The organism is Mesorhizobium temperatum (assembly GCF_002284575.1).
In the GTDB taxonomy this organism is placed as follows: Bacteria; Pseudomonadota; Alphaproteobacteria; order Rhizobiales; family Rhizobiaceae; genus Mesorhizobium; species Mesorhizobium temperatum.
Window position 1 is genome coordinate 25,896 of record NZ_NPKJ01000076.1, and the last position, 21,588, is coordinate 47,483.

The following is a 21,588-nucleotide window of genomic DNA, read 5'->3' on the forward strand; positions in this document are numbered from 1 at the left end:
TGCGAACAAAGCAGAAACGATGCTTGATGGGCAATGAACCTCGCTGCCCGTGATTCGACCTTCCGGCCTGCCTATCTCGCAAAGCTGAATGCCGAGCAGTGCCTTGCCGTCGAGCATGGCGACGGCGCGGTCGCCGGGCCGTTGCTGGTGATCGCCGGCGCCGGCTCCGGCAAGACCAGCACGCTGGCGCATCGCGTCGCGCATCTGATCGTCAGGGGCGCTGACCCCAGGCGCATCCTTTTGATGACGTTTTCACGTCGCGCCGCATCGGAAATGGCCAAGCGGGTCGAGCGCATCGCCGGCGAGGTGCTCGGCCGGGACGCTTCCGTGATCACCGATGCGCTGAGCTGGGCCGGCACATTTCACGGCATCGGCGCCAGGCTGCTGCGCGACTATGCGCTGGAGATCGGCCTCGATCCGGCCTTCACCATCCATGACCGCGAGGATTCCGCCGACCTGATGAACCTCGCCCGGCACGAACTCGGCTTCTCGAAAACCGAAGGCCGTTTTCCGACCAAGGGCACGTGCCTGGCGATCTATTCGCGTGCGGTCAACGCGCAGGCGCCGCTCGGCGAGATTCTCGGTTCGGTGTTTCCCTGGTGCGCGGGTTGGGCAGAACAGCTTCAGGCGCTGTTTGCCCGATATGTCGAGGCCAAGCAGGCGCAGAACGTGCTCGATTACGACGACCTGCTGCTCTACTGGGCGCAGATGGCCGGCGAGCCGGAGATATCAGCGCATCTGGGTGGGCGTTTCGACCATGTGCTGGTCGACGAGTACCAGGACACCAACCGGCTGCAGGCCGCGATCCTCACGGCGCTCAAGCCGGACGGATCCGGGCTGACGGTGGTCGGCGACGACGCGCAGTCGATCTATTCGTTTCGCGCGGCGGAAGTGCGCAACATCCTCGACTTCCCCAAACAATTCGAGCGGCCGGCCGAGATCGTCATGCTGGAGCGCAACTACCGCTCGACCGAGACCATTCTGGCCGCCGCCAATGCGGTGATCGGCGAGGCCTCGGAGCGATTTACCAAGAACCTCTGGTCGGAGCGCAGATCGACCGAAAAGCCGAAGCTGGTCAGCGTCCGCGACGAGGCCGAGCAGGCGAGTTACGTCTGCCAGGCGATCCTGACCGAGCGCGAGGCCGGCACGGCGCTGAAGGCGCAGGCCGTGCTGTTTCGCGCCTCGCACCACAGCGGGCCGCTGGAGATCGAGCTGACGCGCCGCAACATCCCGTTCGTCAAGTTCGGCGGGCTGAAGTTCCTCGACGCCGCCCATGTCAAGGACGTGCTGGCGGTACTGCGCTTCGCGGAAAACCCGCGCGACCGCGTCGCCGGTTTTCGCGCGCTGCAGCTTTTGCCCGGCATCGGCCCTTCGGCGGCTTCGCAGATCGTCGACACCATGGCGACGTCGCTCGACGAAGCGATGGGGCTGGCGCGCTATCGGCCGCCGCAGCGGGCCGCCGACGACTGGCCGGGTTTCGTCGCGCTGTTTTCGCAGCTTCGCACCGGGTCGGGAAAATGGCCTGTTGATCTCGAACAGGTCAGGCTCTGGTATGAGCCGCATCTTGACCGCATCCACGAGGACGCAACGACGCGCCGGGCCGATATTCTGCAGCTCGAACAGATCGCCTCGGGCTACGCCTCGCGCGAGCGTTTCCTCACCGAGCTGACGCTCGATCCGCCGGATGCGACCAGCGACGAGGCCGGGCCGCCGCATCGCGACGAGGACTATCTGATCCTGTCGACCATCCATTCTGCCAAGGGCCAGGAATGGAAGAACGTCTTCGTGCTCAACACCGTCGACGGCTGCATCCCGATCGACCTCGCCGTCGGCAGCAAGTCGGACATCGACGAGGAGCGCCGCCTGCTCTACGTGGCGATGACGCGGGCCAAGGACGGCCTGCACCTGGTCATGCCGCAGCGCTTTTTCGTCCACGGCCAGGCGGCGCGTGGCGATCGCCACGTTTACGCCTCGCGCACCCGCTTCATCCCGGCCTCGATCCTCAGCGCCTTCGAACAGACATCATGGGCGAGCGTCCAGGCCAAGGACGATCCGCGCCGCCAGCCGCAAGTGCGCGTCGATCTTGGCGCCCGTATGCGTGACATGTGGAAATAGGCCGCCTCTTCGGCACGGCGCTCATGCCACGGTGCTTGGTGGCGAAAATCAAATCTCGGCAATATGGAACCTGATGCCGCAATCCGCGTTTCTGGGCGTCCGACCTAGATCGGAGAGCGGCGTCCGCCGTCACCTCCGCCCAATATGAGAGGCCAGAATGCACGACACGATGCCCTTCACCCCGGTCGCCGTTACCGTCGGCGCCGGCCATAAGCGCATGCTCGCTTCGCTCTTCGACATGCATGAGTTCCTGACCGAGTTCCCGCCATCGCGACGACGCCTGAGCTATGGCGCGGCCGTGAAGGCCTGCGAGGCGGCACGCGCCGGCGAGATCTCGCCGGAAGCGGCGCGCGATGCCTTGATCACCTTCGCGGTGACGGCAGGCATTCTCTGGCCAGCCGCACAGCCGGCCGTCTCGGTCAAGCCGGTCGCCCGAGGCCAGGGCGGATACGCCGCCTGACGCCTGCTAGGTCTATTTGCGACCAGGACCCGTCGAGATGCTGTTCATCTTCGACGGGTTTTCCGACTTGCTTTCAATCGATCATGATTTGCGGATAATTCCAAATCAGGCGTAAGCGCGCCCCTCCTCGCTGCGCTGGAACAGCGTCAGGTCGAGTGACACCGAGGGCCGGCCCAGAACGGTCAGGATCGTGTGCGCCTGGCCGCGGTGATGGGTCTGGTGGTTGAAGAAATGATCGAGCGCCGGCGCCAACCGCTGCGAGACGGTGCGCATATCGGAGACGGTCATGTAGGAGAAGCGGCCGGACAAAGCCTTGTCGCTTAACGCCCCGACCCAGTCGATGATCCTTTTGTCTTCGGCCTCGCGCGCCAGCCGCAAGCCCGGCAAGGCGCGGTGCAGGATCGTGTCGAGCCTGGCCGGCGCGTCGCCCTCGCCGGTAAAGCGCCTCATCCAGATGCGGTCGGCGGTCAGAATATGGTTGAGCGTGCCCATCATCGAGCCGAAGAAAGCGCCGACATTGCGGTCGAATTCTTCCTCGTCGAGGTCGGCGGCGGCATCGTAGATGCGGCTATTGGCCCATTGATTGTAGGCCGCAAACATCATGAAGTGCTGTTTCATCTTTTTCTCCCGACCGCGAGACCCCGTTCCGGGGGCCTACCGCATCGGCCCGAAAATAGGTACCGTTTTCGGAAACCACGATGCTTAGATTCAAAAGTGCTAGAGCGTACTTTCCAAGTGGACGCACGTCGCTCTAGTAGACCGCAAGGAAGCTGCCGCCAATGACCATTCTGCTCTATGACCTCGTCGGACGCGATACCGCCCGTCCGTTCAGCCCGCATTGCTGGAAGGCGGCGATGGCGCTCGCCCACAAGGGGCTCGACATCTCCACCGTGCCGACACGTTTTCTCGAAGTGCCGACAGTTGAAGGCGGCGTTTCGAAGCTCGTTCCGGTGATCCGCGACGGCGAGAAGGTGGTCGCCGATTCCTTCGCCATCGCGCTCTATCTCGACGAGGCCTATCCCGAGCGGCCGACATTGTTTTCCGGCGACGGCGGCAAGGCGATGGCGCGCTTCATCGAACGCTGGTCGCAACTGACCATCCATCCCTATGTCACCACTGCGGCGATCATGGACCTACACGCCATGCAGGACGGGGCGAACGCCGCCTATTTCCGCCAAAACCGCGAGCAGCGCTTCGGCAAGAGACTGGAAGAGGTGATGGCGGCGCGCGACTCCGGCCTTGGCGCCTTCCGCGCCTCGCTGGAACCGTTGCGCTCGACGCTCGTCTATCAGCCGTTCATCGGCGGCCAATCACCGCTGTTTGCCGACTACATCGTCTTCGGCGCGCTGCAATGGGCGCGCATCGCTTCCCCCTACCGGTTGCTCGACGACAGCGATGTGGTGGCGCAGTGGTTCGAGCGCTGCCTCGACCTGCATGATGGCCTCGGCCGCAAAGTGGCTGCGGCTGCCGCCGCCGCCACATAGGGGAGTAAGGGAGTAAGGGAGTAGGGCAGTAGGGAGTAAGAAAGTAGCGGCGGCGCGAATACCTACTGCCCTACTGCCCTACTGCCCTACTGCCCTACTGCCCTACTGCCCTACTCCCCTACTCCCCTACTCCCCTACTGCCCTACTGCCCTACTCCCCTACTCCCCTACTCCCCTACTCCCCTCGCAAAGGCAGCACGACATCATGACGTCAGGCCCGGAATTCCCGGACGATTTTCGCGCCGATCTGGTCAATCTTTTCCTGTGGCGGCGGGACGTCAGGCGATTCAAGCCGACACCGCTTCCGGAAGGCGCGCTGGAGCGGCTGCTTGACGTCGCCAGCATTGCGCCCTCGGTCGGGCTGAGCCAGCCCTGGCGTTTCGTCGTGGTCGAGAGTGCGGCGTGCCGCGGCGCCGTCAGGGCATGCTTTGAGCGCTGCAATGCGGAGGCGCTCGCATCTTTCGGCGGCGAACGCGCCGCGCTTTATGCGCGCCTGAAACTTGCCGGCCTGAACGAGGCGCCTTGTCAGTTCGCGGTTTTCGCCGACCGCGCGACAGAACAGGGGCATGGGCTCGGCCGCCTGACCATGCCCGCGACCATCGAATATTCGGCGGTGATGGCAATCCACACCTTTTGGCTGGCGGCGCGTGCGGAAGGAATAGGCATGGGCTGGGTCTCGATCCTCGATCCGGCCGAAATAGCGACGATCCTGGACGCGCCGCCGGAGTGGACGCTGATCGGTTACTTCTGCGTCGGCTACCCGAGCGAGAACCACAGCGTGCCGGAACTGGAACGGGAAGGCTGGGAAGTCCGGCGCGCTCCGATGGTGATAAGGCGGTAGTGCAACGGCGACGCTGCCATCCTCTCTTGCAGGGAAGAATGGATATCATGGATGATTTCGCCGATCGCCGGCGTTGCCAACAAGACACCATGGCAAAGCCAGCCGTGACGGCCTTGATCTGAGGAAGGGCACAAAATGTTTCGCTACGACGTGCAGGCCGAGATCTGGGTCTATCCAGGCAAGGGCGGCTGGCATTTCGTGACGCTGCCGCCGGAGCTTGGGGCACGGATCAAGACGGCAATGGCGGGGATGGCACGGCCCTGGGGCTCGCTTGGCGTGGAAGCCGTCATCGGCCAGACCAGATGGCGAACATCGCTGTTTCCCGACAAGAAATCCGGCAGCCTGCTGTTGCCGATCAAGACGGCGGTGCGGGTCCGCGAAGGCCTTCGGGCTGGCGACACGGCCAACCTGACGATCGAGATGCAGTTATGACAAAATTGGTTTTGGCTGACGGCGACACGCTATGCGGCGGCTAAAGCGCGTCGGCGACGCGCTTAAGTTCTTGTTTTTATGCATGTCGTTATCGCAAAACCGCTGCGCACTTTTGCGCGACATGCATTAGTGCCAGCCCCTTGGCAAGCCGGCGGGCGGCTTGTATAGAGCCCGCCACCCTCAATTCCACTCTCCATCACAAGGACGACCCCATGGCGCTCGAACGCACCTTTTCCATGATCAAGCCGGACGCAACCCGGCGCAATCTCACCGGCGCCATCACCCAGATGCTCGAAGAAGCCGGCCTGCGCGTCATCGCTTCGCGCCGGGTGTGGATGAGCCGCCGCGAGGCGGAAGGTTTTTATGCCGTCCACAAGGAGCGCCCGTTCTTCGGCGAGCTGGTCGAGTCCATGTCGTCGGGCCCGACCGTCGTGCAGGTGCTGGAAGGCGAGAACGCCATTGCCAAGAACCGCGACGTGATGGGCGCCACCAACCCGGCTAATGCCGCCGAAGGCACCATCCGCAAGGTGCACGCGCTGTCGATCGGCGAGAATTCGGTGCACGGCTCCGACGCGCCCGAGACCGCCGCGCAGGAGATCAAATACTGGTTCTCGGATACCGAGATCGTCGGCTGAGTCGATAGTCCGTCACGACGTCATATGCAAAAAAGGCCAGCGCCATGCTGGCCTTTTTTCGTTGCGGCGATCCAGCGCCCGGACGCCGGGCCGACACCTCCAACTGCGCATGATGCTCAAAAACCGAAACCGGTTTTTTGAGCGATCAGGTCGCAGCATTGAACCGCAGGATGACGCGGTCGTCCTTGTCGACGATGATGAGCTTGCCGGCGTCGATATGGTAAGATGCCGCCTTGGCCAGCGCCGCGAACAGCGCCTTTTCCTCGGCCATGATCTCGGACGCGCAGGCCTTGAAGGTCGAACCGATGTCACTGATGGCGATCGTCGAACCATCGACTTTGGCGGTGGCGAAGTAGACGTTGCAAGGCCCGTTGCCGCCGGCCTTGCCGGTCTCGCTGATTCTGAACGTCGCCTGCGGCTCGGCGATCACACCAATGCCGTCGATATACTCGACCAGCCAGCTCTGCCCGAACACCGGGGCCGCGGCCGGCTCCTCGCTCGACGTCACCATCTTCAGCATGATGGTCTGCGGCGCGTCGCTCAGCGGATCGACCTGGTGGCGCATATCGGAGATGAACAACAGCCTGTCGTCGACTGTGATGCGCGCCTGCAGCGCATAAGTCGTATCAGGCCGGATCACCTGGGGATCAAAGCTGATCTCGAACTTGATCGGCACCTGGCCGGCCGGCGCCACCTTATGCTCGCCGATGACAGCGGCCGGCGCGTCAGCAAGCGAGACATCGGCAAGCTGCACGAAAAGCACGGCGGTGGGCGGCAGCGCAATGCGCTCGCGATACGTCACCTCGCCCTTCAGGGTCTTCTCGGCAGCGACGGACAACTCAGGCATCACCAGTATACCAACGACCAGCGGCACGACACCGAAGATGAAGAACTCGGCGATCCTGTCCAGCATGATCCTGCTCCCCATGGCGCACCAAACTGGTCGGAAGGTCTCGCAGGATTGCGGTGGTTCCGTGACGCCGACACGGACTATTCGGACGACGGCGCCTTCCAGCGGCTTGCGGCCTTGTCGTCGGCCTCTTTGGTGTGACCGGCAAAATTTTGCTCAAGCCAGACCCAAGGCGATCACGAAGTCGTGTTCCCAAAAGATGTAACACAGCGGACCTCCGGATCGAACTGACCAATGCGCGCTTGAGGAATGGCGCGCGCAACAACCCAACCGGAGGTGAATCATGTCAACAAGATCAACCGTGAGCGCGGCCTTTCTGGCCGGCGCCGTTGCCACGGCTCTTGCTTCTTTTGCGACGGCCGCGCCGCTGTCCGAGGCAGAGGTCAAGGCGGCGATGGATGCCGGCAAGGAGAAGTGCTTTGGCGTCGCCCTGAAGGGGCAGAACGACTGCGCAGCAGGACCCGGCACCACCTGCCAAGGCACCTCGACTGTCGATTACCAGGGCAACGCCTGGAAGTTTGTCGATGGCGGCACCTGCACGACGATGGACCTGCCCGGCGACCGCAAGGGCTCGCCCACGGAGCTGACCCGCGACATCCCGTCGTAAGGAATGCAACCTGCCCGGAAAGCGGAGATGAAGATGAACGGACTGGCCGCACCATCCCGCATGTCGAAAACCTCGCGCTTTCCGGCGCACCCGGTCGCCGGCCTTGCCGGCACCAGTTTCAAGCACGAGCATCTACCCGCAATCCTGGGCGACGACCCAAAGGGCGGGTTCTTCGAGGTCCACGCCGAAAACTATATGGGCGCCGGCGGCCCGCCTCACGATGCGCTGACCAAGATCCGCCGCGACTATCCCGTTTCGCTACACGGGGTGTGCATGTCGATCGGCGGACCGCGGCTGCTCGACAAAGCGCATCTCGGCCGTTTCAAGGCCCTCGTCGACCGCTACGAGCCGGCGCTCGTTTCCGAGCATCTCGCCTGGTCGACCCACGACACCACCTATTACAACGACCTGCTTCCCCTACCCTATACGCATGCAACGGTTTCGCGCGTGGCGGATCACATCGATGAGGTGCAGGGGACGATCGGCCGCCCGATCCTGCTCGAGAACCCCTCGACCTACGTCCTTTTCCCGGCATCGACTATGAGCGAGACGGATTTCATCCGAGAGCTGGTGCGGCGTACCGGTTGCGGCTTGCTGCTCGACGTCAACAACGTCTTTGTTTCAGCCACCAATCACGGCTTTTCAGCCCTTTCCTATCTCGCGGATTTCCCGCTTCAGAATGTCGGCGAAATCCATCTGGCCGGGCACGCCGCGCAGGAGGATGACGAGGGCGATCTGCTGCTCATCGACAGCCATGACGGGCCGGTCGCCGACGCAGTCTGGAAGCTTTTCGATGTCGTCATCGGCCGATGCGGACCGCTGCCGACGCTGATCGAATGGGACAGCGCCATTCCCGACTGGCCGGTGCTCAAGGCGGAGACCGCCGCCGCCCAGGCGATCCTCGACCGTCATGCCGACAGCTTGTTCGGAAAAGCCCATGCCGCAGGATGAGCTCCAGTCGCGCGATCTCGGCCGCCGGTTCGACTATGCCGCGGCATTCACCGCCGGTTTGCTCGATCCTGACCGAGCCCCGCCTGACGCTGTCTCAGGGCCGAACGGGAAGGCTGCGATCAAGCGATATGCCGTCTACCGCAACAACGTCACGGTCAGCCTGATCGATGCGCTGGCCGCCAGCTTTCCAGCGACGCTGCGCATCACCGGCCCGGACTTCTTTCGCGCGATGGCGCGCTTTCATGTCCGCGAAACGCCACCCAGCTCGCCGCTCCTGTTCGAATACGGCCGCGACTTTCCCGATTTCATCGAGCGCTACGAATACGCGCAGTCGATGCCGTGGCTGGCCGACGTGGCGCGCATGGAGCGTGCCTGGCTCGACGCCTATCATGCCGCCGACGCGGAACCGTTGGCTTCCGGAGCACTGGCGTCGATCCCGCCCGAACGGCTGGCCGATACCGTATTCGTGCCGCACCCGGCAACGCGCGCCATGCGCTCGCGCTATCCGGTCGTGACGATCTTTGCGGCAAACCGGAGCGACGGTCCTGTCGGGCGGATCGAGGCGGGCGACCCTGAAGATGCGCTGGTCACGCGGCCCGGCCTCGAAGTCTTCGTTCGCCACCTGCCGCCCGGCGGTGCGGTTTTCCTGGACCGTCTCATGGCGGGCGAGCCGCTCGGCGCGGCGGCCGCGGCAGCATTTGCGGAGCGTGCCGAATTCGACCTTGCCGCCAACATTGCCGGCCTGCTGCAAGCAGGCGCCTTCACAGCGGCACACCAGGAGGATGAGCATGACGAACCATGAACGGAACGCCAGCACCGGGCCGCGAGGGATCGCCGGCCTCGCCGAGAGGGTGAATGCCGCGCTGAGCACGAGTGCCACACCGTCGCTGACGCAACTCGTCCTGCGCTGCGCACTCGCTGTCCCGTTCTGGCGGTCCGGCGTCAACAAATGGGACGGTTTTTTGCAGCTGAACGAAGTCGCAGTGCTGCTTTTCAGTTCGGAGCTCAAGCTGCATCTGCCCGGCGGCCCTTACGATTTTCCCGCACCTGGCCTGGTGGCGTTCGTCTCAGGATCGGCGGAAATCCTGCTGCCAATTCTCCTCGTTCTCGGCCTCGCGACACGACTAGCGGCATTCGGGCTGCTGCTGATGACGCTGGTCATACAGCTCACCGTGCCGGACGGCTGGCCTCTGCACATCACCTGGGCGGCGATGGCGCTTGGCATCATGGCGTGGGGACCCGGCCGGATTGCGCTCGATCACTGGATCGGCACTGACAAGGGCTAAGCCAATCCACCTCTTCCGCATTCGTATTGCCATCAGGTGGCTGGAGTGATGATGGGCTCCCACCCAAAACGCGAGGTTAGCATGAACGTCGGCAATAAGGTCTTGGGTCAGGATTTGCACGTGTTCCTGCCCCGGGGAGGTCGGCAGGGGTGGAATGTTGCCATTCGTCTCGTCGATCGGAACGAGCAGGTAGCGCCAGATCAGGAACTTCGAAGCGAAAGCCCGATCGTCCGCGAAGCATACCATGAAGGACATTACGGTAGCCGGTGTTCAATAGTAGGCCAGTCTCACGCTACTCGTTTGCGCGTCCGATATTTGTTGATTTACACGCCGCGCCGCATCGGGATGCCCGAATGGGAGCATCTCGAAACAGGCGACGTATTGCCGGCAAGGGCGAGGAGGCTATTAAGTGGCTCACCTTAAAGGTCGTTGACGGATCCACCCGCCTGACCCGCGACAGCACCCCGCAGCGGCGCGGCTGGCTTTCGCCGCGCCTAGATCCGCGCGGCGAAAGCTGTGGCTCATACTGTGAAAAACCTAATCCTACGCTCCGGACCACAAAGCGGAAACGTCGATTAAAACGCTCGGGGCCCTGTCGCCGGACTATTGTGCCGGCGCCGGTATCGGTAGGATGCTTGAGACCTTCCAGCCTCCCGGCGTGTTGGCTAGCACCATGTTCATCAGGAACCTCATTGGTTGCGGCGGTTGGCCCGGTGCACCGATCGTGAAATTGATTGGGATGTAGATTTGCGCCGCCCCGTCTCCGATCATCATAACTTTCATGCCTGAAGCCTCGGGGTAAAGGCGCCACGTTCCCTCATACAGTGATGCGAAGCGTTTGAGCGCCGCATCCTGTCCCCAGACCGGCGTGCCACGCGTGATCCAGAGAAAATGCGGCGAGCGCAGCAACAGGGACTCCACTGCCTTGACATCGTGGGCGTTTTGGGCGGCGACAAAGCGATCGAAGGTTGCTCGCACCTCATCTTCGGGCGCCGCGACGGCGGACCTGATCATGAAGAACATGAGCAGGAGCGCGACGCATCCTACCCAGCGCCGCGCGATGTGATTGCGGTACAGGCCGATCCAACCAGTCTTGCTGCTTACTCGAATCATGGTCCGCTCTCATTTTCCTCAGCGTGAGGGTCCACCGTCCAGTTCGGGGTGACCGCTCGTTCCGCATACGGGCAATGATCCAGGCGCGGGCGGCCGGTGTCTTTGGAATTCCCTTAAATTTTTCCTGCTAATTTCCTAAGGTGCCGGGATGCGTGCCTCCCAGGATCAGGCTTTTGAGTTTGGCGACTTCGTCCTAGTGCCCAAGGAGCGCCTGTTGCTGTGCGGTGGGGAACCTGTCCCTCTGACCCCCAAGGCCTTCGATCTGCTCGTGGTTCTCGTCCGCCGCAGCGGGCATCTGGTCACCAAAGACGAGCTGTTGGAGGAGGTCTGGCCCAACACATTCGTGCAAGAGACGAATCTGACCGTGAACATCTCCGCTCTGCGCAAAGCCTTGGAGCGGGGTCGCAATGGGAATGGAAAGATCCAGACTGTGCCAGGCCGCGGCTACCGCTTTGTCGCACCGGCCGTGACACGCGAGGCAGCACCGGTCGCGATCCCAGGTGTCGAACCCGTGTGCAATGACCTCGGCACAGCGCCGAATTCGCAACCTGTTGTGCCGGTCGGTGCCGCTCGCCCCTTCGGCGGGGTGAAGCCTCGAGGTTGGACGCTCCTCGCCGCCACACTCGTGTGCGTCGCGATCGGGGCGGTCGCTGTGTGGCGCGCGCAGCCCCAAAACACCACCGTCCCATTCGCCTCGGTGGCCGTGCTACCTTTCGTCAGTGATAGTTCCGGCAACAATTACTTGGCCGATGGTCTGACCGAAGCCATCGTCAATGGGCTTGTGCAATTGCAGAGCCTGCGCGTCGCACCCAGGGCCAGCGCTTCCCGTTACAAAGGGTCCTTCGCCAATCCGAAAAATGCCGGCCGCGAGCTCAACGTCGCCGCGGTGGTGACCGCAAGCATATCGCTACGCGGCAATACCTTGAGAATACAGGTTGACCTCGTCGACGTCGCCGGTGACTCCCAGATCTGGGGCGCCCGGTACCAAGGCGATGCATCCGAATTGGTTCATCTTCAGACCAGAATTCTCGAGGATCTCCCACGTGCATTGAGAGTTCCGCTCTCCGATCAGGAGACCCGGCGGCTTGCCCGGCCCGTCACCGAGAAAGCGGACGCCTATCGCGCTTATCTCCAAGGCCGCTACGAATGGGGCCAGAGGTCGGAAGCCTCCTTGAAGCGGGCCATCGAACGGTTTCGACACGCCGTCGAGATCGATCCGCAATTTGCGGCTGCCTATTCGGGGCTCGCGGACTCCTATTCGATCCTGGGCTATTTGAGCTATCTCGCTCCCGCCGAGACCTTTCCTGAAGCCAAGCGCCACGCCACCAAGGCGCTCGAGTTGGATGCGTCGCTGGCCGAGGCGCACGCCTCATTGGGCTTCGTCAAGCTGTACTTCGAGTGGGACTGGCCTGGAGCCGAGGCGGCTTTTCAGCGCGCGATCGCGCTCGATCCGAACCACGCGGCATCGCACCAATGGTACAGTATCTATCTGCTGACCGCTGGCCGGCCCGCGGAGGCATTTCGCGAGATTCAGTTGGCACAGCAGCGCGATCCACTCTCACTTTCCGTGAACACCGATCTGGGATTTTACTACTATTATACCGGACAATATGCCGAGGCGGTGAAGCAATTAAAACTTGTATTGGGAATGAATCCAGATTTCGCGCCGGCACATCTCTGGCTCGGCCGGACCTACCAGGAACTGGGCAAGTTCGACGATGCACTCGCCGAATATCGCCGGGTCGAGGACCGGATCCGCGATTGGCCCGTTTCGATTGCAGCACGGGGGTTCGTCGCCGGTGCTGCGGGCCGGCCTACGCTTGCTCTCGAGGCGTTAGCCGAGCTGAAAAAGCTGTCGGGTCGCAGGTTTGTGACGTCCTACGGCATCGCGCTCATCCATGCCGGCCTTGGTCAAAACGACGAAGCCTTCGCCTCGCTCAACAAAGCCTTCGATGAGAAGTCGAACTGGCTGGTCTGGTTGCGCCTTGATCCGCGCTGGAACGCACTGCGGCCCGATCCACGATTTACAGAGCTCGTGAACCGGATGCGATTTCCCGTAGGTTGACCGGTCACCCGCGAACCGCGCAGAGGCCGCCTGCCGCCGCCGAGATTCGAACCAGCAAAAGCTCTGTACGACCGCTTTCAGGGCAAGCGGACATCTTGCCCGGCATTTTGGTTGTCGTCTTTGGGTCATGGGCGTGAACTCGGCCCGGGGCGAACAAGCTTCCGTTTAGGGTCGAAAGTTGCCATTCGTCACCCCTCCGGGGGCGACGCGAAGCATCAATTTCGTTTCGGCACGGCCTGCTTCCAGCGGCTTGCTGCTTCGTCATCTGCCTCCTTGGCGTCGACCCAGCCGCCTTGCGAGCCGTCGGTATGGTGTTCCTTCTTCCAGAACGGCGCGCGCGATTTCAGGTAATCCATCAGGAAGTTCGCCGCCTCGAACGCCGCCTGCCGGTGCGCGGAGGTAGCGACCACCAGCACGATGTTCTCGCCGGGCGTGATCCTGCCATGGCGATGGATGGCAGTGAGGCCCTGCAGCGGCCAGCGGTGAACCGCCTCGGCGGCGATGCGGCCGATCTCAGCCTCGGCCATGCCGGGATAATGTTCGAGTTCGAGCGCCGCGAGCCTGCCCGCTTCGTCGCGGCAGAGACCCGAGAAAGTCACCACGGCGCCGATGTCGGCGCGGCCCTGCGTCATCCTGGCGATCTCGACGGCGACATCGAAATCCTCCGCCTGGATGCGCACCGTCGGCACCACCGCGCCGGGCATTTCAGCCACCCGTCATCGGCGGGAACAGCGCGATCTCGCGCGCGCCTGATATCTTCTCGCGGTGCTCGACATGTTCCTGGTTGATGGCGACGCGGATCACGTCAGGATATTGCAGCGCGTGCTCGTACTCCTCGCCGCGCGATTTCAGCCAGCGCAGCAGGTCGGCCACGGTCTCGATGCCGGCGGGCAATTCGACATCCTCTTGCGGCTTGCCGATCCGCTCGCGCACCCAGGCGAAATAGATGAGCCTCGTCGACATCCTACTCGTCCATGATGTGCTTGAGGCCGGCGCGGAAATAATCGTAGCCGGTGTAAAGCGTCACCAGCGCGGCGATCCACAACAGCACCAGCCCGGTCTGCGTAGTCAGCGGGAAGATCTTGTCGCCGGCAGGTCCCGCGAGCAGGAAGGCGATGGCGACCATCTGGATGGTGGTCTTCCACTTTGCCAGTTGCGTCACCGGTACCGAGACCTTCAGCGCCGCCAGATATTCGCGCAGGCCCGAGACCAGGATCTCGCGGCACAGGATGATGATCGCCGCCCACAGCGACCAGCCGGCGATGCCGGCATGCCTATCGGTGTCGGCCGCCAGCAGCAGCAGGCACGTGGCGACCAGCAACTTGTCGGCGATCGGATCGAGCATCTTGCCGATATTCGAGGTCTGCTGCCAGGCGCGCGCCAGATAGCCGTCGAAATAATCGGTGATCGAGGCCAGCAGGAAAATGATCAGCGCCGACCAGCGGGCGAAGTCGCTCGACTTCAGATGCCCTTCGAGAAAAAAACACAGCACAACCAGCGGCACCGCGAGAATGCGGACGTAGGTGAGCATGTTGGGCAGGTTGAATGCGCGCTGGGCCATATTTTTGGGAACTCTTTCTGCCTGCCTACTCAAATCAGAAGCGAATGTGGGGGGTCAACAGGCGATAGTCGATGGACCAACCGAAAATAGCCGAATCCATCAGCTCTCGTGGAAATATTTATCCGCAACAAATCGCGCAACTAAGTCAATACGATGCCCCGATCCTCGCAAATACCTGCCCCTCAATACGTCCCCCAAATGCAGGGATGCAACCGGCACGACTAGCCGTCTGCTTAACAGCTTCCCAATCGACTTCAAATCAGCTAAATGCATGGATAGCGATTCTGGGCCGAGCGCCCCACGCTACGCCGGAGCAATTCCCACATTTTTGAAACTGAACAACTGCCGGCGCAGCGCGTCCGGCCGAAGGAGAAATGATGCCTACACAATCAGAAGCACTTGCAAGGGTGATGGCCACACGAGTTACCGAAATCGAGGCAGCGCGTTGCGCCGCAGGGGCGACGTACGAGTTCGAGGACTACGACTCGCCCGAGAAAGAAGTACGCAGACAAGTCGAGATACTCTTTGCCTATCGAATTGCGGGTGATCGCCCAGATGGTGCCAACGCTGCGGCGCACGCTTTTGCGGCCATCAAGGGCCAGGAAATGCGGGTTGTCATTGGCGATCCTGCGAACGCTATCGTTCTGACCATCTGACCTAAACGACAACGCGAGGGGTGGCGGTGCTGCCGGTCGACCTCAGAACATCGGCGGGTATCGACGCGCTTCGCAATGCCCGGAAGCCTGCAACAGCGCCGCCGCCCGCAATTCGGCAGCGCGCTTCATGCAGCGCTTTCCGCAATATAGTTTCTGGCCATTGTGGCGCGTTCGCTTCATGCGCTTTTCACAGATCACGCATGACAGCGGTGGTCTCGGCGGCTTCGGCTTCCTAGGCATTCTAACCCCATAGCATCAAGCCCGAAGCCGGCCAAGAATCTCATTGCCCTTCGAGCGCCAGGTCCACTGAACCTCGCCCGTCATTTCGGCATAGCGCGCCTTGGCTTCGTCTCCGTGCAGGATACCGAGCGCGACTAGTACCTTCCCCTACAGTCTCCACGCCAACCCAATATTCGCGCCGTCGCAAATGTCATGAGCCGCGTGATAGTCTGTCAAAAAGGTCCCCATGGTCCCCCTTTAACAGGCAAAACAACGGGTTGCCTGTGGGGACTTCGATTGTGGGTGTGGGGACCTTGGCGAGGAACATTGACGCCAGCCAGTTTCAGCGTCGTTTCGCCGATTTCGTAGGTGGCGCATCGATGCCACGCGATGCCCATGTTGATCGGCTGCCCTCGATCCGCCCCTAAGTAACGCAAAGGTGATCGGGCAGTTTCACGTAAGTTCATTCCACTCTATGCACGTTGGTTCCACTCTATTCCTGTTGGTGCCAGTTGGTGCGTGTTCGTTTCCCCCAGACTTTCGGCATCACAGAATTTTGCCCGTTGACATCGCGCCGCGGCTCCGCACTTATCTTAGCAGTTCCTTTTCAGAACTTTTCTCAATGGCGAGATCTGTCTTGAAAGGAACGCTCCCATGATAATCACTCTCGACCTCGGGCAGGTGCTCACCCTGACCGCAAGCGTGTTCGGCGTCGTCGCCGGTCTGATCGCGATTGCTCGCTTCCTCAAATGGTGGTGGCACAAGCCCCAGGAACCCGGCGAATGATCGACATCTCCGTAGGCGCTGGAGGGCTGCATGACGGGTCAAAATATGCCTGCCCCTCAAGTGCCCGACCGCAAAGCCACCATTTCGGGGGATAGAATCATTTCGTCACCACGAATTGAAGCGGTCAAATCGAGGCGACCTTGGGAAACGGTATCAGTCCATCGCATTCTTTGCGCAAATACCGCACTCCATCCCAGCATTGCCTCTCGCGTCCTGAATGAGCATGCGAGTCTGGCGCATGCGCTTTCGCCAAAGGCAGCGGCGATATTGAGCCGACAATTCGCTTGCCTAGACGGGGCTCGCGGACTTAATCTGAATGTTTGGCGAGCCCACCCCGGCACGCGGTCGGGATGGGTAGCCCGGCTAGACGGGAGGTTACCATGAAAGTTGCATCGCTACTTGCAATCGGCTGGATCGTATCCTGCGGAATCGCCTCCTTTGCTTCGGCAGAGGATGCGCACACTGCGATCACTCCCAACGAGGTTAAGTGGGGCCCGGGCCCAAAAACGCTGCCTACCGGAGCAGAGGCGGCTGTCTTGTTCGGCGATCCGACCAAGGAAGGTCCGTTTGCCCTTCGGCTCAAATTGCCGGCTGGATATGCGATCCCGCCGCACACGCATCCAGGGCTTGAGGTTGACACAGTAATATCGGGCACCATTAATCTTGGCATGGGCGAGACCGCCGATCGGAGCGCCGCCAAAGCAATTCCTGCGGGCGGCTTCTTCGCTTTGCCGCCCGGCATGGCGCATTTTGCTTACTTCGACGAGGAGACGGTGGTCCAACTCACCAACATAGGCCCGTGGAGCATCAAGTACATCAATCCGGCGGACGATCCTCGAAAGACGCAATAGCTACGACGGCTTAAATCGAACTGCCCCGCCGTGCTCGGCGGCGGGGTGCCATTGCCGAGGCAGGTTGAAGTGGGTACCCAAAGCGGGACTCAGGCCGTGGGTGCCAAGCGTTGGATTTTCACCACTAGTATGGACTCACCGGGCAGCGAGCAGGGCGCGCGGCAAGGTCAAGGGGTATGACGACATCACGCGACGACGGCAACCGCGTCACGCCGACTGTGTGGTGAGGTGTGCCCCTGTTTCGTCGGGGTCGCTAGGTAGTCAGCCCAGTCCTGCATGAGCTTGCGCCTCAGTTCGAGGGCGGTCGTTCGGCGGTGGGCTTTTGCGACATCGTCCCGCAAGGCATGAGCCAACGCGTGTTCGGCCAGCGTGTGATCAACGCCGTGATCCTCGCACCAGCCGCGGAATGTCGCCCGCATCCCGTGAGGCGTGGCCTCGCTGTCAGGCCCCATGATCGGCACGAAAGCTGTCGAGGCGATCGGCTGACCCTTGATCCGAGGCGACGGGAACACATACACCTTGCCTTGCGGCAGCGATCGCAACAACTCACAAGCCTGTGTCGATAGCGGGACAACGTGAGGGCGTGCAGCCTTCATGCGCTCGGCGCGTATCGTCAACGTGCATGAAGCCAGGTCGACTTCATCCCAGCGCAGGCCGGTGACCTCGTTACGCCTGAGCGCCGTCAGCATCAGAAGCTTCAATGCGACCTCGGCCTGTGTGTCCCCGAGGCCCTGATAGAACGCTGGCGCGGCTTCCCATGTCATGCTTGCGAAGTGTTTTGTCTTGTGGCGCACGACCAGAATCTTGTCGAGCACCTGTTCCGATGCGGGATTGACACCAAGGGGCCGCAGTTCGAGGGCGAAGGCTGTATCAAGGACGCGCCTGATCACCGAGGCGACTGATGCAACCATCGTCGGGCGCTTGGTGACCCACGGCTCAAGGATGCGCTTCACATCGGATACCCCGACTTCGGCGACTGGCATCGTAAGGATCGACTTGCAGTAGGTCGTCAGGATGCGCTCGAACTCGACCTTCTGCCGGTCAGCCTTCCAAGTCCTCGATCCCACATCACGGATATAAATCTTGGCGACATCATCGAACGTGATCGCCTTGGCGACCTGTTCCTTGGCCGCCTTCCGACCTGCCTCGATCAGATCAACGCCGGCCTTTCTCTTGTCCATCGCACCGGCTGTCGCCCATCGGGCTTCACGGAGCCTGAACTCGGACACCCCAGGCACTCCCGTCCCCACGTAAGCACCAAGCCCATGCTCGCGGCGCTTTTTATCCTTCATCCAAATGATGGCCCAGGAGAACCCTTTCGTGTTGCGGCACAGGTACAAGCCGTCCCCGACGTGAAGCCTCCGCCCCTCGCCCTTCGCCATCCAAGCATCAACCACTGCTTGCGTCGTCATCTCGTTGCATTCCTGTTGAACTGGACGCAACGCATATCACGCTAATCAGTGACCCTCAATCCGTGTCCCTCAAATCGTCCCTCAATACCCATGCCCCGACACCCCGATACGTCAAGGCGCCAGATAAAAAAATTCGTGAACAAAATCAAACGTATAACAAGCAATGAAACCCGCCCCTGTACGAGCTCGTCCCTCGAATTTTATTTCTCGTGGAAATGGTTGTAGACCAGTTTCGCTACCTGCTCGGAAATGCCGTCGACCTTGACCAAATCCTCGATCGCGGCGCGGCTGACCGCCTTGGCGGTGCCGAAATGCATGAGTAGCGCGCGCTTGCGGCCCGGGCCGATGCCGCTGATCTCGTCGAGCGGGCTCTTGACCATCTCCTTCTTGCGGCGGGCGCGGTGCGAGCCGATGGCGAAGCGGTGGACCTCGTCGCGCAGCCGCTGGACGAAATAGAGCACCGGGTCACGTACGGGGAGCGAAAACGGTGGCTTGCCCTTCACGAAGAAGCGTTCGCGGCCGGCGTCACGGTCCTGGCCCTTGGCGATGCCGATGGCCTGGACACGGTCCTCGATGCCGAGATCGGCGAGTATCTTGCGCACTGCCGTCATCTGGCCCTGGCCGCCATCGATGAGGATGACGTCTGGCCAGGCCGGGAAGCCGCCCGCATCCTCGATACCGTCGCCCTGTTCGGCCAGGGTGTCGTCCGCCGCCTGTTCGCTCTGCGGCATATCGCCATGTTCCTTCAGCAGCCGGGAAAAGCGCCGCTCCATCACCTCGCGCATCATGCCGAAATCGTCTCCCGGCGTGATCTCGGTCGAGCGGATGTTGAATTTCCGGTACTGGTTCTTCACGAAGCCTTCTGGCCCGGCGACAACCATGGCGCCGACCGCGTTGGTGCCCATGATATGGGAGTTGTCATAGACCTCGATGCGCACCGGTGTTTTCTTCAGGCCGAAGGTCTCGGCGAAGCCGGTGAGCAATCTCCCTTGCGTCGAGGTCTCGGCCAGCCGGCGGCCGAGCGCCTCACGGGCATTCTGCAAGGCGTTGTCGGTCAAATCCTTCTTTTCGCCGCGCTGCGGCACCGAGATCGCCACCTTGCGGCCCGCACGGGTGGAGAGCGCCTCGGCCAGCAATTCCTGGTCCTCGACGCCATGCGACAACAGGATGGTGCGCGGCGTCGGCTTGTCGTCATAGAATTGCGCCAGGAACGAGCCCAGCACCTCGGCCGCCTCCATCGCCGGATCGGCCTTGGGGAAATACGCGCGGTTGCCCCAGTTCTGGCCGGTGCGGAAGAAGAACACCTGGATGCAGACCTGGCCGCCTTCCTGGTGGATGGCGAAGACATCGGCCTCGTCGACGGTCTGCGGGTTGATGCCCTGATGGCTCTGCACATGCGAAAGCGCCGCCAGCCGGTCGCGATAGATGGCGGCGCGCTCGAAATCGAGGTTCTCAGCGGCCTCCTGCATGGCGGCGGAGATATCGGTCTTCACCTTCTGACTGCGGCCAGACAAGAAGTCCTTCGCCTCCGCGACCAGCTTGGCATAGTCACTATGCGAGATTTCGCCGGTGCACGGGCCGGCGCAGCGCTTTATCTGGAACAGCAGGCAAGGCCGCGTGCGGTTCTCGTAGAAGGAGTCGGTGCAACTCCTGAGCAGGAAGGCGCGCTGCAGCGAATTGATGGTGCGGCCGACGGCGCCGGCCGAGGCGAAGGGGCCGAAATAGTCGCCCTTGCGCGAGCGCGCGCCGCGATGCTTGTAGATGCCGGGCGAGACATGATCGCCGGTCAGCAGGATGTAGGGGAACGACTTGTCGTCCCGCATCAGCACATTGAATCGCGGCCGCAAGCGCTTGATGAGGTTGGCTTCCAGCAGCAGCGCTTCGATCTCGGTGCGGGTGACGACGAACTCCATCGTCGACGTCTCACGAACCATGCGGCCGATGCGGCTGGTGTGGAAACGGCCTTGCGCGTAATTGGTCACCCGCTTCTTCAGGCTGCGCGCCTTGCCGACATAGAGCACGTCGCCTGCGGCATTCATCATGCGGTAGACGCCGGGCGCGTTGGGCAGCCGTTTGACCAGCGTCTGGATGACTTCGGCGCCGACCATGCCGTCGGCATCGCCGGCATGCGGCGTCCAGTCGATGGCCGTGAAGGCGACGTCAGGGCCAGCGGAACCGGGCGTTGACGGTTCGACGATCTCCTCCGCTACCTCGTCATCGAGGTCGACATCGGGGGGCAGGTCGTCGGTGCCGCCGCCGCGTTTGTGTTTCTGGTCCATGGGACTCATTCGACAATGCCTGTCACATCCGGCGTCTGCCACGCAAGGTGCTGGCCGCCGTCGAGCGCGATCATCTGGCCGGTAACCGAGCGCGCGCCCCAGAGATAACGGATGGTGGCGCCGAATTCAGGCAATTCCGGGCCGCGCTTCAGAATCAAGCCGTCGACCTGCGCGGCAAAATCGCTGTCGTCCTGACGCGCGCTCTTCAGCGTCGGGCCGGGACCGATGGCGTTGACGCGAATGCGGGGTGCCATCGCCTGCGCCATCATCTGCGTCGCTGCCCACAATGTCGATTTCGACAGCGCATAGGAGAAATAGCGTGGCGTCGGGCGCCAGACTCGCTGGTCGATCATATTGACGATTAGCCCTTCCTGGCCTTCCGGCAGCGCGCGGGCGAATTCTTGCGCCAAAAGTGCCGGCGCCTTCACATGGATGGCGAAGTGACGGTCCCAGGCAAGCCAGTCGACGTCCTGAACCGTGTCGTCCACGAACAGCGAGGCATTGTTGACCAGCAGTGTAACAGGCCCGAGCGCGGCTGCGGCGCGGCCGACCAGGTCGCCGACCGCGGCCATGTCGGTCAGGTCGGCGGCGACCACAGCGGCGCGGGCATCCTGGCCAAAATGGCCGCCGTTGATCCGCGCGGCCAACGCTTCCGCCTCGGCCCGCGAGCGGTTGCAATGGATGGCGACAGCAAAACCGTTCGCGGCCAGATCCTCGGCGATCGCCTTGCCGATCCGCTTGCCCCCGCCCGTCACCAGCGCCGTTCCAGCGGCCTTGCTCATCCTGTCAATCCTCAATGGGCTTCGATTTCAGCCCGCCGGCGAAATATGGCCGGCCAAGCGTTAAATGCCGTTTGAACCTTGGGCAGCATTGTGGCAAAGCGGCCGGATCGGTCTTCGACTGTGGCCAGGACTCGGCCTGCCAAA

At 62.3% G+C, this 21,588-nt stretch carries 23 protein-coding genes; 14 read left to right on the forward strand and 9 right to left on the reverse strand.

Going from position 1 to position 21,588, the window contains the following annotated elements; genetic code table 11:
• The first annotated feature begins 33 nt into the window (after positions 1-33).
• On the forward strand, positions 34-2,115 hold the full coding sequence (locus CIT26_RS33685) for an ATP-dependent helicase (RefSeq protein ID WP_095496590.1): 2,082 nt from the start codon (positions 34-36) through the stop codon (positions 2,113-2,115).
• Between the two features lie 157 nt (positions 2,116-2,272).
• Positions 2,273-2,575, forward strand: coding sequence for a DUF982 domain-containing protein (locus CIT26_RS33690; protein WP_095496591.1), 303 nt, complete (start codon positions 2,273-2,275; stop codon positions 2,573-2,575).
• Positions 2,576-2,680: 105 nt separating this feature from the next.
• On the opposite strand, the gene CIT26_RS33695 is transcribed toward CIT26_RS33690, so the two are convergent.
• Positions 2,681-3,193, reverse strand: a complete 513-nt coding sequence (locus tag CIT26_RS33695) for a DinB family protein (RefSeq protein ID WP_095496592.1) — start codon at positions 3,191-3,193, stop codon at positions 2,681-2,683.
• Between the two features lie 161 nt (positions 3,194-3,354).
• Here CIT26_RS33695 and CIT26_RS33700 point away from each other — a divergent pair, with 161 nt between their 5' ends.
• The 4 genes from CIT26_RS33700 (at position 3,355) to ndk (ending at position 5,966) form a co-directional block, all read left to right on the forward strand.
• On the forward strand, positions 3,355-4,059 hold the full coding sequence (locus CIT26_RS33700; protein ID WP_095496593.1) for a glutathione S-transferase family protein: 705 nt from the start codon (positions 3,355-3,357) through the stop codon (positions 4,057-4,059).
• 204 nt (positions 4,060-4,263) lie between these two features.
• Positions 4,264-4,899 (forward strand): 5,6-dimethylbenzimidazole synthase, encoded by a 636-nt coding sequence (bluB, locus tag CIT26_RS33705; protein WP_095496594.1) that lies wholly within the window; start codon positions 4,264-4,266, stop codon positions 4,897-4,899.
• Between the two features lie 135 nt (positions 4,900-5,034).
• Positions 5,035-5,331: a DUF1905 domain-containing protein gene (locus CIT26_RS33710; protein ID WP_095496595.1), complete on the forward strand. Its 297-nt coding sequence runs from the start codon at positions 5,035-5,037 to the stop codon at positions 5,329-5,331.
• A 212-nt stretch (positions 5,332-5,543) separates the two neighbouring features.
• Positions 5,544-5,966 (forward strand): nucleoside-diphosphate kinase, encoded by a 423-nt coding sequence (gene ndk / locus CIT26_RS33715; RefSeq protein ID WP_095496596.1) that lies wholly within the window; start codon positions 5,544-5,546, stop codon positions 5,964-5,966.
• Between the two features lie 145 nt (positions 5,967-6,111).
• Here ndk and CIT26_RS33720 read toward each other — a convergent pair whose 3' ends face one another.
• Positions 6,112-6,879 (reverse strand): YbaY family lipoprotein, encoded by a 768-nt coding sequence (locus CIT26_RS33720; protein ID WP_095496597.1) that lies wholly within the window; start codon positions 6,877-6,879, stop codon positions 6,112-6,114.
• Positions 6,880-7,159: 280 nt separating this feature from the next.
• Here CIT26_RS33720 and CIT26_RS33725 point away from each other — a divergent pair, with 280 nt between their 5' ends.
• From CIT26_RS33725 to CIT26_RS33740, 4 genes are read left to right on the forward strand one after another with little or no spacing between them, the layout of a single operon-like run.
• Positions 7,160-7,483 (forward strand): BufA1 family periplasmic bufferin-type metallophore, encoded by a 324-nt coding sequence (locus CIT26_RS33725; protein ID WP_095483227.1) that lies wholly within the window; start codon positions 7,160-7,162, stop codon positions 7,481-7,483.
• 27 nt (positions 7,484-7,510) lie between these two features.
• Complete coding sequence (gene bufB, locus CIT26_RS33730; protein ID WP_095496598.1) at positions 7,511-8,434, forward strand: MNIO family bufferin maturase; 924 nt, start codon at positions 7,511-7,513, stop codon at positions 8,432-8,434.
• On the forward strand, positions 8,421-9,236 hold the full coding sequence (locus CIT26_RS33735) for an HvfC/BufC N-terminal domain-containing protein (RefSeq protein WP_095496599.1): 816 nt from the start codon (positions 8,421-8,423) through the stop codon (positions 9,234-9,236). The genes bufB and CIT26_RS33735 overlap by 14 nt, the downstream gene beginning before the upstream one ends.
• Positions 9,223-9,720 (forward strand): DoxX family protein, encoded by a 498-nt coding sequence (locus CIT26_RS33740; RefSeq protein ID WP_095496600.1) that lies wholly within the window; start codon positions 9,223-9,225, stop codon positions 9,718-9,720. The genes CIT26_RS33735 and CIT26_RS33740 overlap by 14 nt, the downstream gene beginning before the upstream one ends.
• A 603-nt stretch (positions 9,721-10,323) precedes the next feature.
• Here the strand turns inward: CIT26_RS33740 and CIT26_RS33745 are convergent.
• The gene (locus tag CIT26_RS33745) at positions 10,324-10,833 is read right to left on the reverse strand and encodes a nuclear transport factor 2 family protein (protein WP_095496601.1); all 510 of its coding nucleotides are present in this window, start codon (positions 10,831-10,833) and stop codon (positions 10,324-10,326) included.
• Between the two features lie 148 nt (positions 10,834-10,981).
• Between CIT26_RS33745 and CIT26_RS33750 the strand changes: the two genes are divergently transcribed.
• Positions 10,982-12,898, forward strand: a complete 1,917-nt coding sequence (locus CIT26_RS33750) for a winged helix-turn-helix domain-containing protein (protein WP_095496602.1) — start codon at positions 10,982-10,984, stop codon at positions 12,896-12,898.
• Between the two features lie 215 nt (positions 12,899-13,113).
• Here the strand turns inward: CIT26_RS33750 and CIT26_RS33755 are convergent, their stop codons facing one another.
• From CIT26_RS33755 to pgsA, 3 genes are read right to left on the reverse strand one after another with little or no spacing between them, the layout of a single operon-like run.
• The gene (locus CIT26_RS33755; RefSeq protein WP_095496603.1) at positions 13,114-13,602 is read right to left on the reverse strand and encodes a molybdenum cofactor biosynthesis protein MoaE; all 489 of its coding nucleotides are present in this window, start codon (positions 13,600-13,602) and stop codon (positions 13,114-13,116) included.
• A gap of 1 nt (position 13,603) precedes the next feature.
• The gene (gene moaD / locus CIT26_RS33760; protein ID WP_023800670.1) at positions 13,604-13,861 is read right to left on the reverse strand and encodes a molybdopterin converting factor subunit 1; all 258 of its coding nucleotides are present in this window, start codon (positions 13,859-13,861) and stop codon (positions 13,604-13,606) included.
• Between the two features lies 1 nt (position 13,862).
• Entirely contained in the window at positions 13,863-14,459 is a 597-nt protein-coding gene (gene pgsA, locus CIT26_RS33765) for a CDP-diacylglycerol--glycerol-3-phosphate 3-phosphatidyltransferase (protein WP_065008950.1), read from the reverse strand.
• A gap of 377 nt (positions 14,460-14,836) precedes the next feature.
• Between pgsA and CIT26_RS33770 the strand changes: the two genes are divergently transcribed.
• The 3 genes from CIT26_RS33770 (at position 14,837) to CIT26_RS33775 (ending at position 16,971) form a co-directional block, all read left to right on the forward strand.
• Positions 14,837-15,115 (forward strand): hypothetical protein, encoded by a 279-nt coding sequence (locus CIT26_RS33770; RefSeq protein WP_143747978.1) that lies wholly within the window; start codon positions 14,837-14,839, stop codon positions 15,113-15,115.
• Between the two features lie 873 nt (positions 15,116-15,988).
• Complete coding sequence (locus CIT26_RS38400; protein ID WP_268929295.1) at positions 15,989-16,120, forward strand: hypothetical protein; 132 nt, start codon at positions 15,989-15,991, stop codon at positions 16,118-16,120.
• Between the two features lie 380 nt (positions 16,121-16,500).
• Positions 16,501-16,971 carry a cupin domain-containing protein gene (locus CIT26_RS33775; RefSeq protein WP_095496605.1) on the forward strand — a complete coding sequence of 157 codons (471 nt, stop codon included), beginning with the start codon at positions 16,501-16,503 and terminating at the stop codon, positions 16,969-16,971.
• Positions 16,972-17,156: 185 nt separating this feature from the next.
• On the opposite strand, the gene CIT26_RS33780 is transcribed toward CIT26_RS33775, so the two are convergent.
• From CIT26_RS33780 to CIT26_RS33790, 3 genes are all read right to left on the reverse strand, one after another.
• On the reverse strand, positions 17,157-18,383 hold the full coding sequence (locus CIT26_RS33780) for a tyrosine-type recombinase/integrase (protein WP_095496606.1): 1,227 nt from the start codon (positions 18,381-18,383) through the stop codon (positions 17,157-17,159).
• A gap of 200 nt (positions 18,384-18,583) precedes the next feature.
• On the reverse strand, positions 18,584-20,671 hold the full coding sequence (gene uvrC / locus CIT26_RS33785; protein ID WP_095496607.1) for an excinuclease ABC subunit UvrC: 2,088 nt from the start codon (positions 20,669-20,671) through the stop codon (positions 18,584-18,586).
• Positions 20,668-21,444: an SDR family oxidoreductase gene (locus CIT26_RS33790; protein ID WP_095496608.1), complete on the reverse strand. Its 777-nt coding sequence runs from the start codon at positions 21,442-21,444 to the stop codon at positions 20,668-20,670. Before CIT26_RS33790 ends, uvrC begins: the two co-directional genes overlap by 4 nt.
• Positions 21,445-21,588 lie beyond the last annotated feature (144 nt).

What these genes read in the sequence shown, in the direction of transcription:
- CIT26_RS33710 (WP_095496595.1), top strand. Translation starts at nt 5,035, where the DNA reads ATGTTTCGCTACGACGTGCAGGCCGAGATCTGGGTCTATCCAGGCAAG.
- CIT26_RS33735 (WP_095496599.1), top strand. Translation starts at nt 8,421, where the DNA reads ATGCCGCAGGATGAGCTCCAGTCGCGCGATCTCGGCCGCCGGTTCGAC.
- CIT26_RS33755 (WP_095496603.1), bottom strand. Translation starts at nt 13,602, where the DNA reads ATGCCCGGCGCGGTGGTGCCGACGGTGCGCATCCAGGCGGAGGATTTC.
- bluB (WP_095496594.1), top strand. Translation starts at nt 4,264, where the DNA reads ATGACGTCAGGCCCGGAATTCCCGGACGATTTTCGCGCCGATCTGGTC.
- CIT26_RS33700 (WP_095496593.1), top strand. Translation starts at nt 3,355, where the DNA reads ATGACCATTCTGCTCTATGACCTCGTCGGACGCGATACCGCCCGTCCG.
- ndk (WP_095496596.1), top strand. Translation starts at nt 5,544, where the DNA reads ATGGCGCTCGAACGCACCTTTTCCATGATCAAGCCGGACGCAACCCGG.
- CIT26_RS38400 (WP_268929295.1), top strand. Translation starts at nt 15,989, where the DNA reads ATGATAATCACTCTCGACCTCGGGCAGGTGCTCACCCTGACCGCAAGC.
- CIT26_RS33740 (WP_095496600.1), top strand. Translation starts at nt 9,223, where the DNA reads ATGACGAACCATGAACGGAACGCCAGCACCGGGCCGCGAGGGATCGCC.
- moaD (WP_023800670.1), bottom strand. Translation starts at nt 13,861, where the DNA reads ATGTCGACGAGGCTCATCTATTTCGCCTGGGTGCGCGAGCGGATCGGC.
- pgsA (WP_065008950.1), bottom strand. Translation starts at nt 14,459, where the DNA reads ATGGCCCAGCGCGCATTCAACCTGCCCAACATGCTCACCTACGTCCGC.
- CIT26_RS33720 (WP_095496597.1), bottom strand. Translation starts at nt 6,879, where the DNA reads ATGCTGGACAGGATCGCCGAGTTCTTCATCTTCGGTGTCGTGCCGCTG.
- bufB (WP_095496598.1), top strand. Translation starts at nt 7,511, where the DNA reads ATGAAGATGAACGGACTGGCCGCACCATCCCGCATGTCGAAAACCTCG.
- CIT26_RS33690 (WP_095496591.1), top strand. Translation starts at nt 2,273, where the DNA reads ATGCACGACACGATGCCCTTCACCCCGGTCGCCGTTACCGTCGGCGCC.
- CIT26_RS33750 (WP_095496602.1), top strand. Translation starts at nt 10,982, where the DNA reads ATGCGTGCCTCCCAGGATCAGGCTTTTGAGTTTGGCGACTTCGTCCTA.
- CIT26_RS33745 (WP_095496601.1), bottom strand. Translation starts at nt 10,833, where the DNA reads ATGATTCGAGTAAGCAGCAAGACTGGTTGGATCGGCCTGTACCGCAAT.
- CIT26_RS33725 (WP_095483227.1), top strand. Translation starts at nt 7,160, where the DNA reads ATGTCAACAAGATCAACCGTGAGCGCGGCCTTTCTGGCCGGCGCCGTT.
- CIT26_RS33775 (WP_095496605.1), top strand. Translation starts at nt 16,501, where the DNA reads ATGAAAGTTGCATCGCTACTTGCAATCGGCTGGATCGTATCCTGCGGA.
- CIT26_RS33790 (WP_095496608.1), bottom strand. Translation starts at nt 21,444, where the DNA reads ATGAGCAAGGCCGCTGGAACGGCGCTGGTGACGGGCGGGGGCAAGCGG.
- CIT26_RS33780 (WP_095496606.1), bottom strand. Translation starts at nt 18,383, where the DNA reads ATGACGACGCAAGCAGTGGTTGATGCTTGGATGGCGAAGGGCGAGGGG.
- CIT26_RS33770 (WP_143747978.1), top strand. Translation starts at nt 14,837, where the DNA reads ATGCCTACACAATCAGAAGCACTTGCAAGGGTGATGGCCACACGAGTT.
- CIT26_RS33695 (WP_095496592.1), bottom strand. Translation starts at nt 3,193, where the DNA reads ATGAAACAGCACTTCATGATGTTTGCGGCCTACAATCAATGGGCCAAT.
- CIT26_RS33685 (WP_095496590.1), top strand. Translation starts at nt 34, where the DNA reads ATGAACCTCGCTGCCCGTGATTCGACCTTCCGGCCTGCCTATCTCGCA.
- uvrC (WP_095496607.1), bottom strand. Translation starts at nt 20,671, where the DNA reads ATGAGTCCCATGGACCAGAAACACAAACGCGGCGGCGGCACCGACGAC.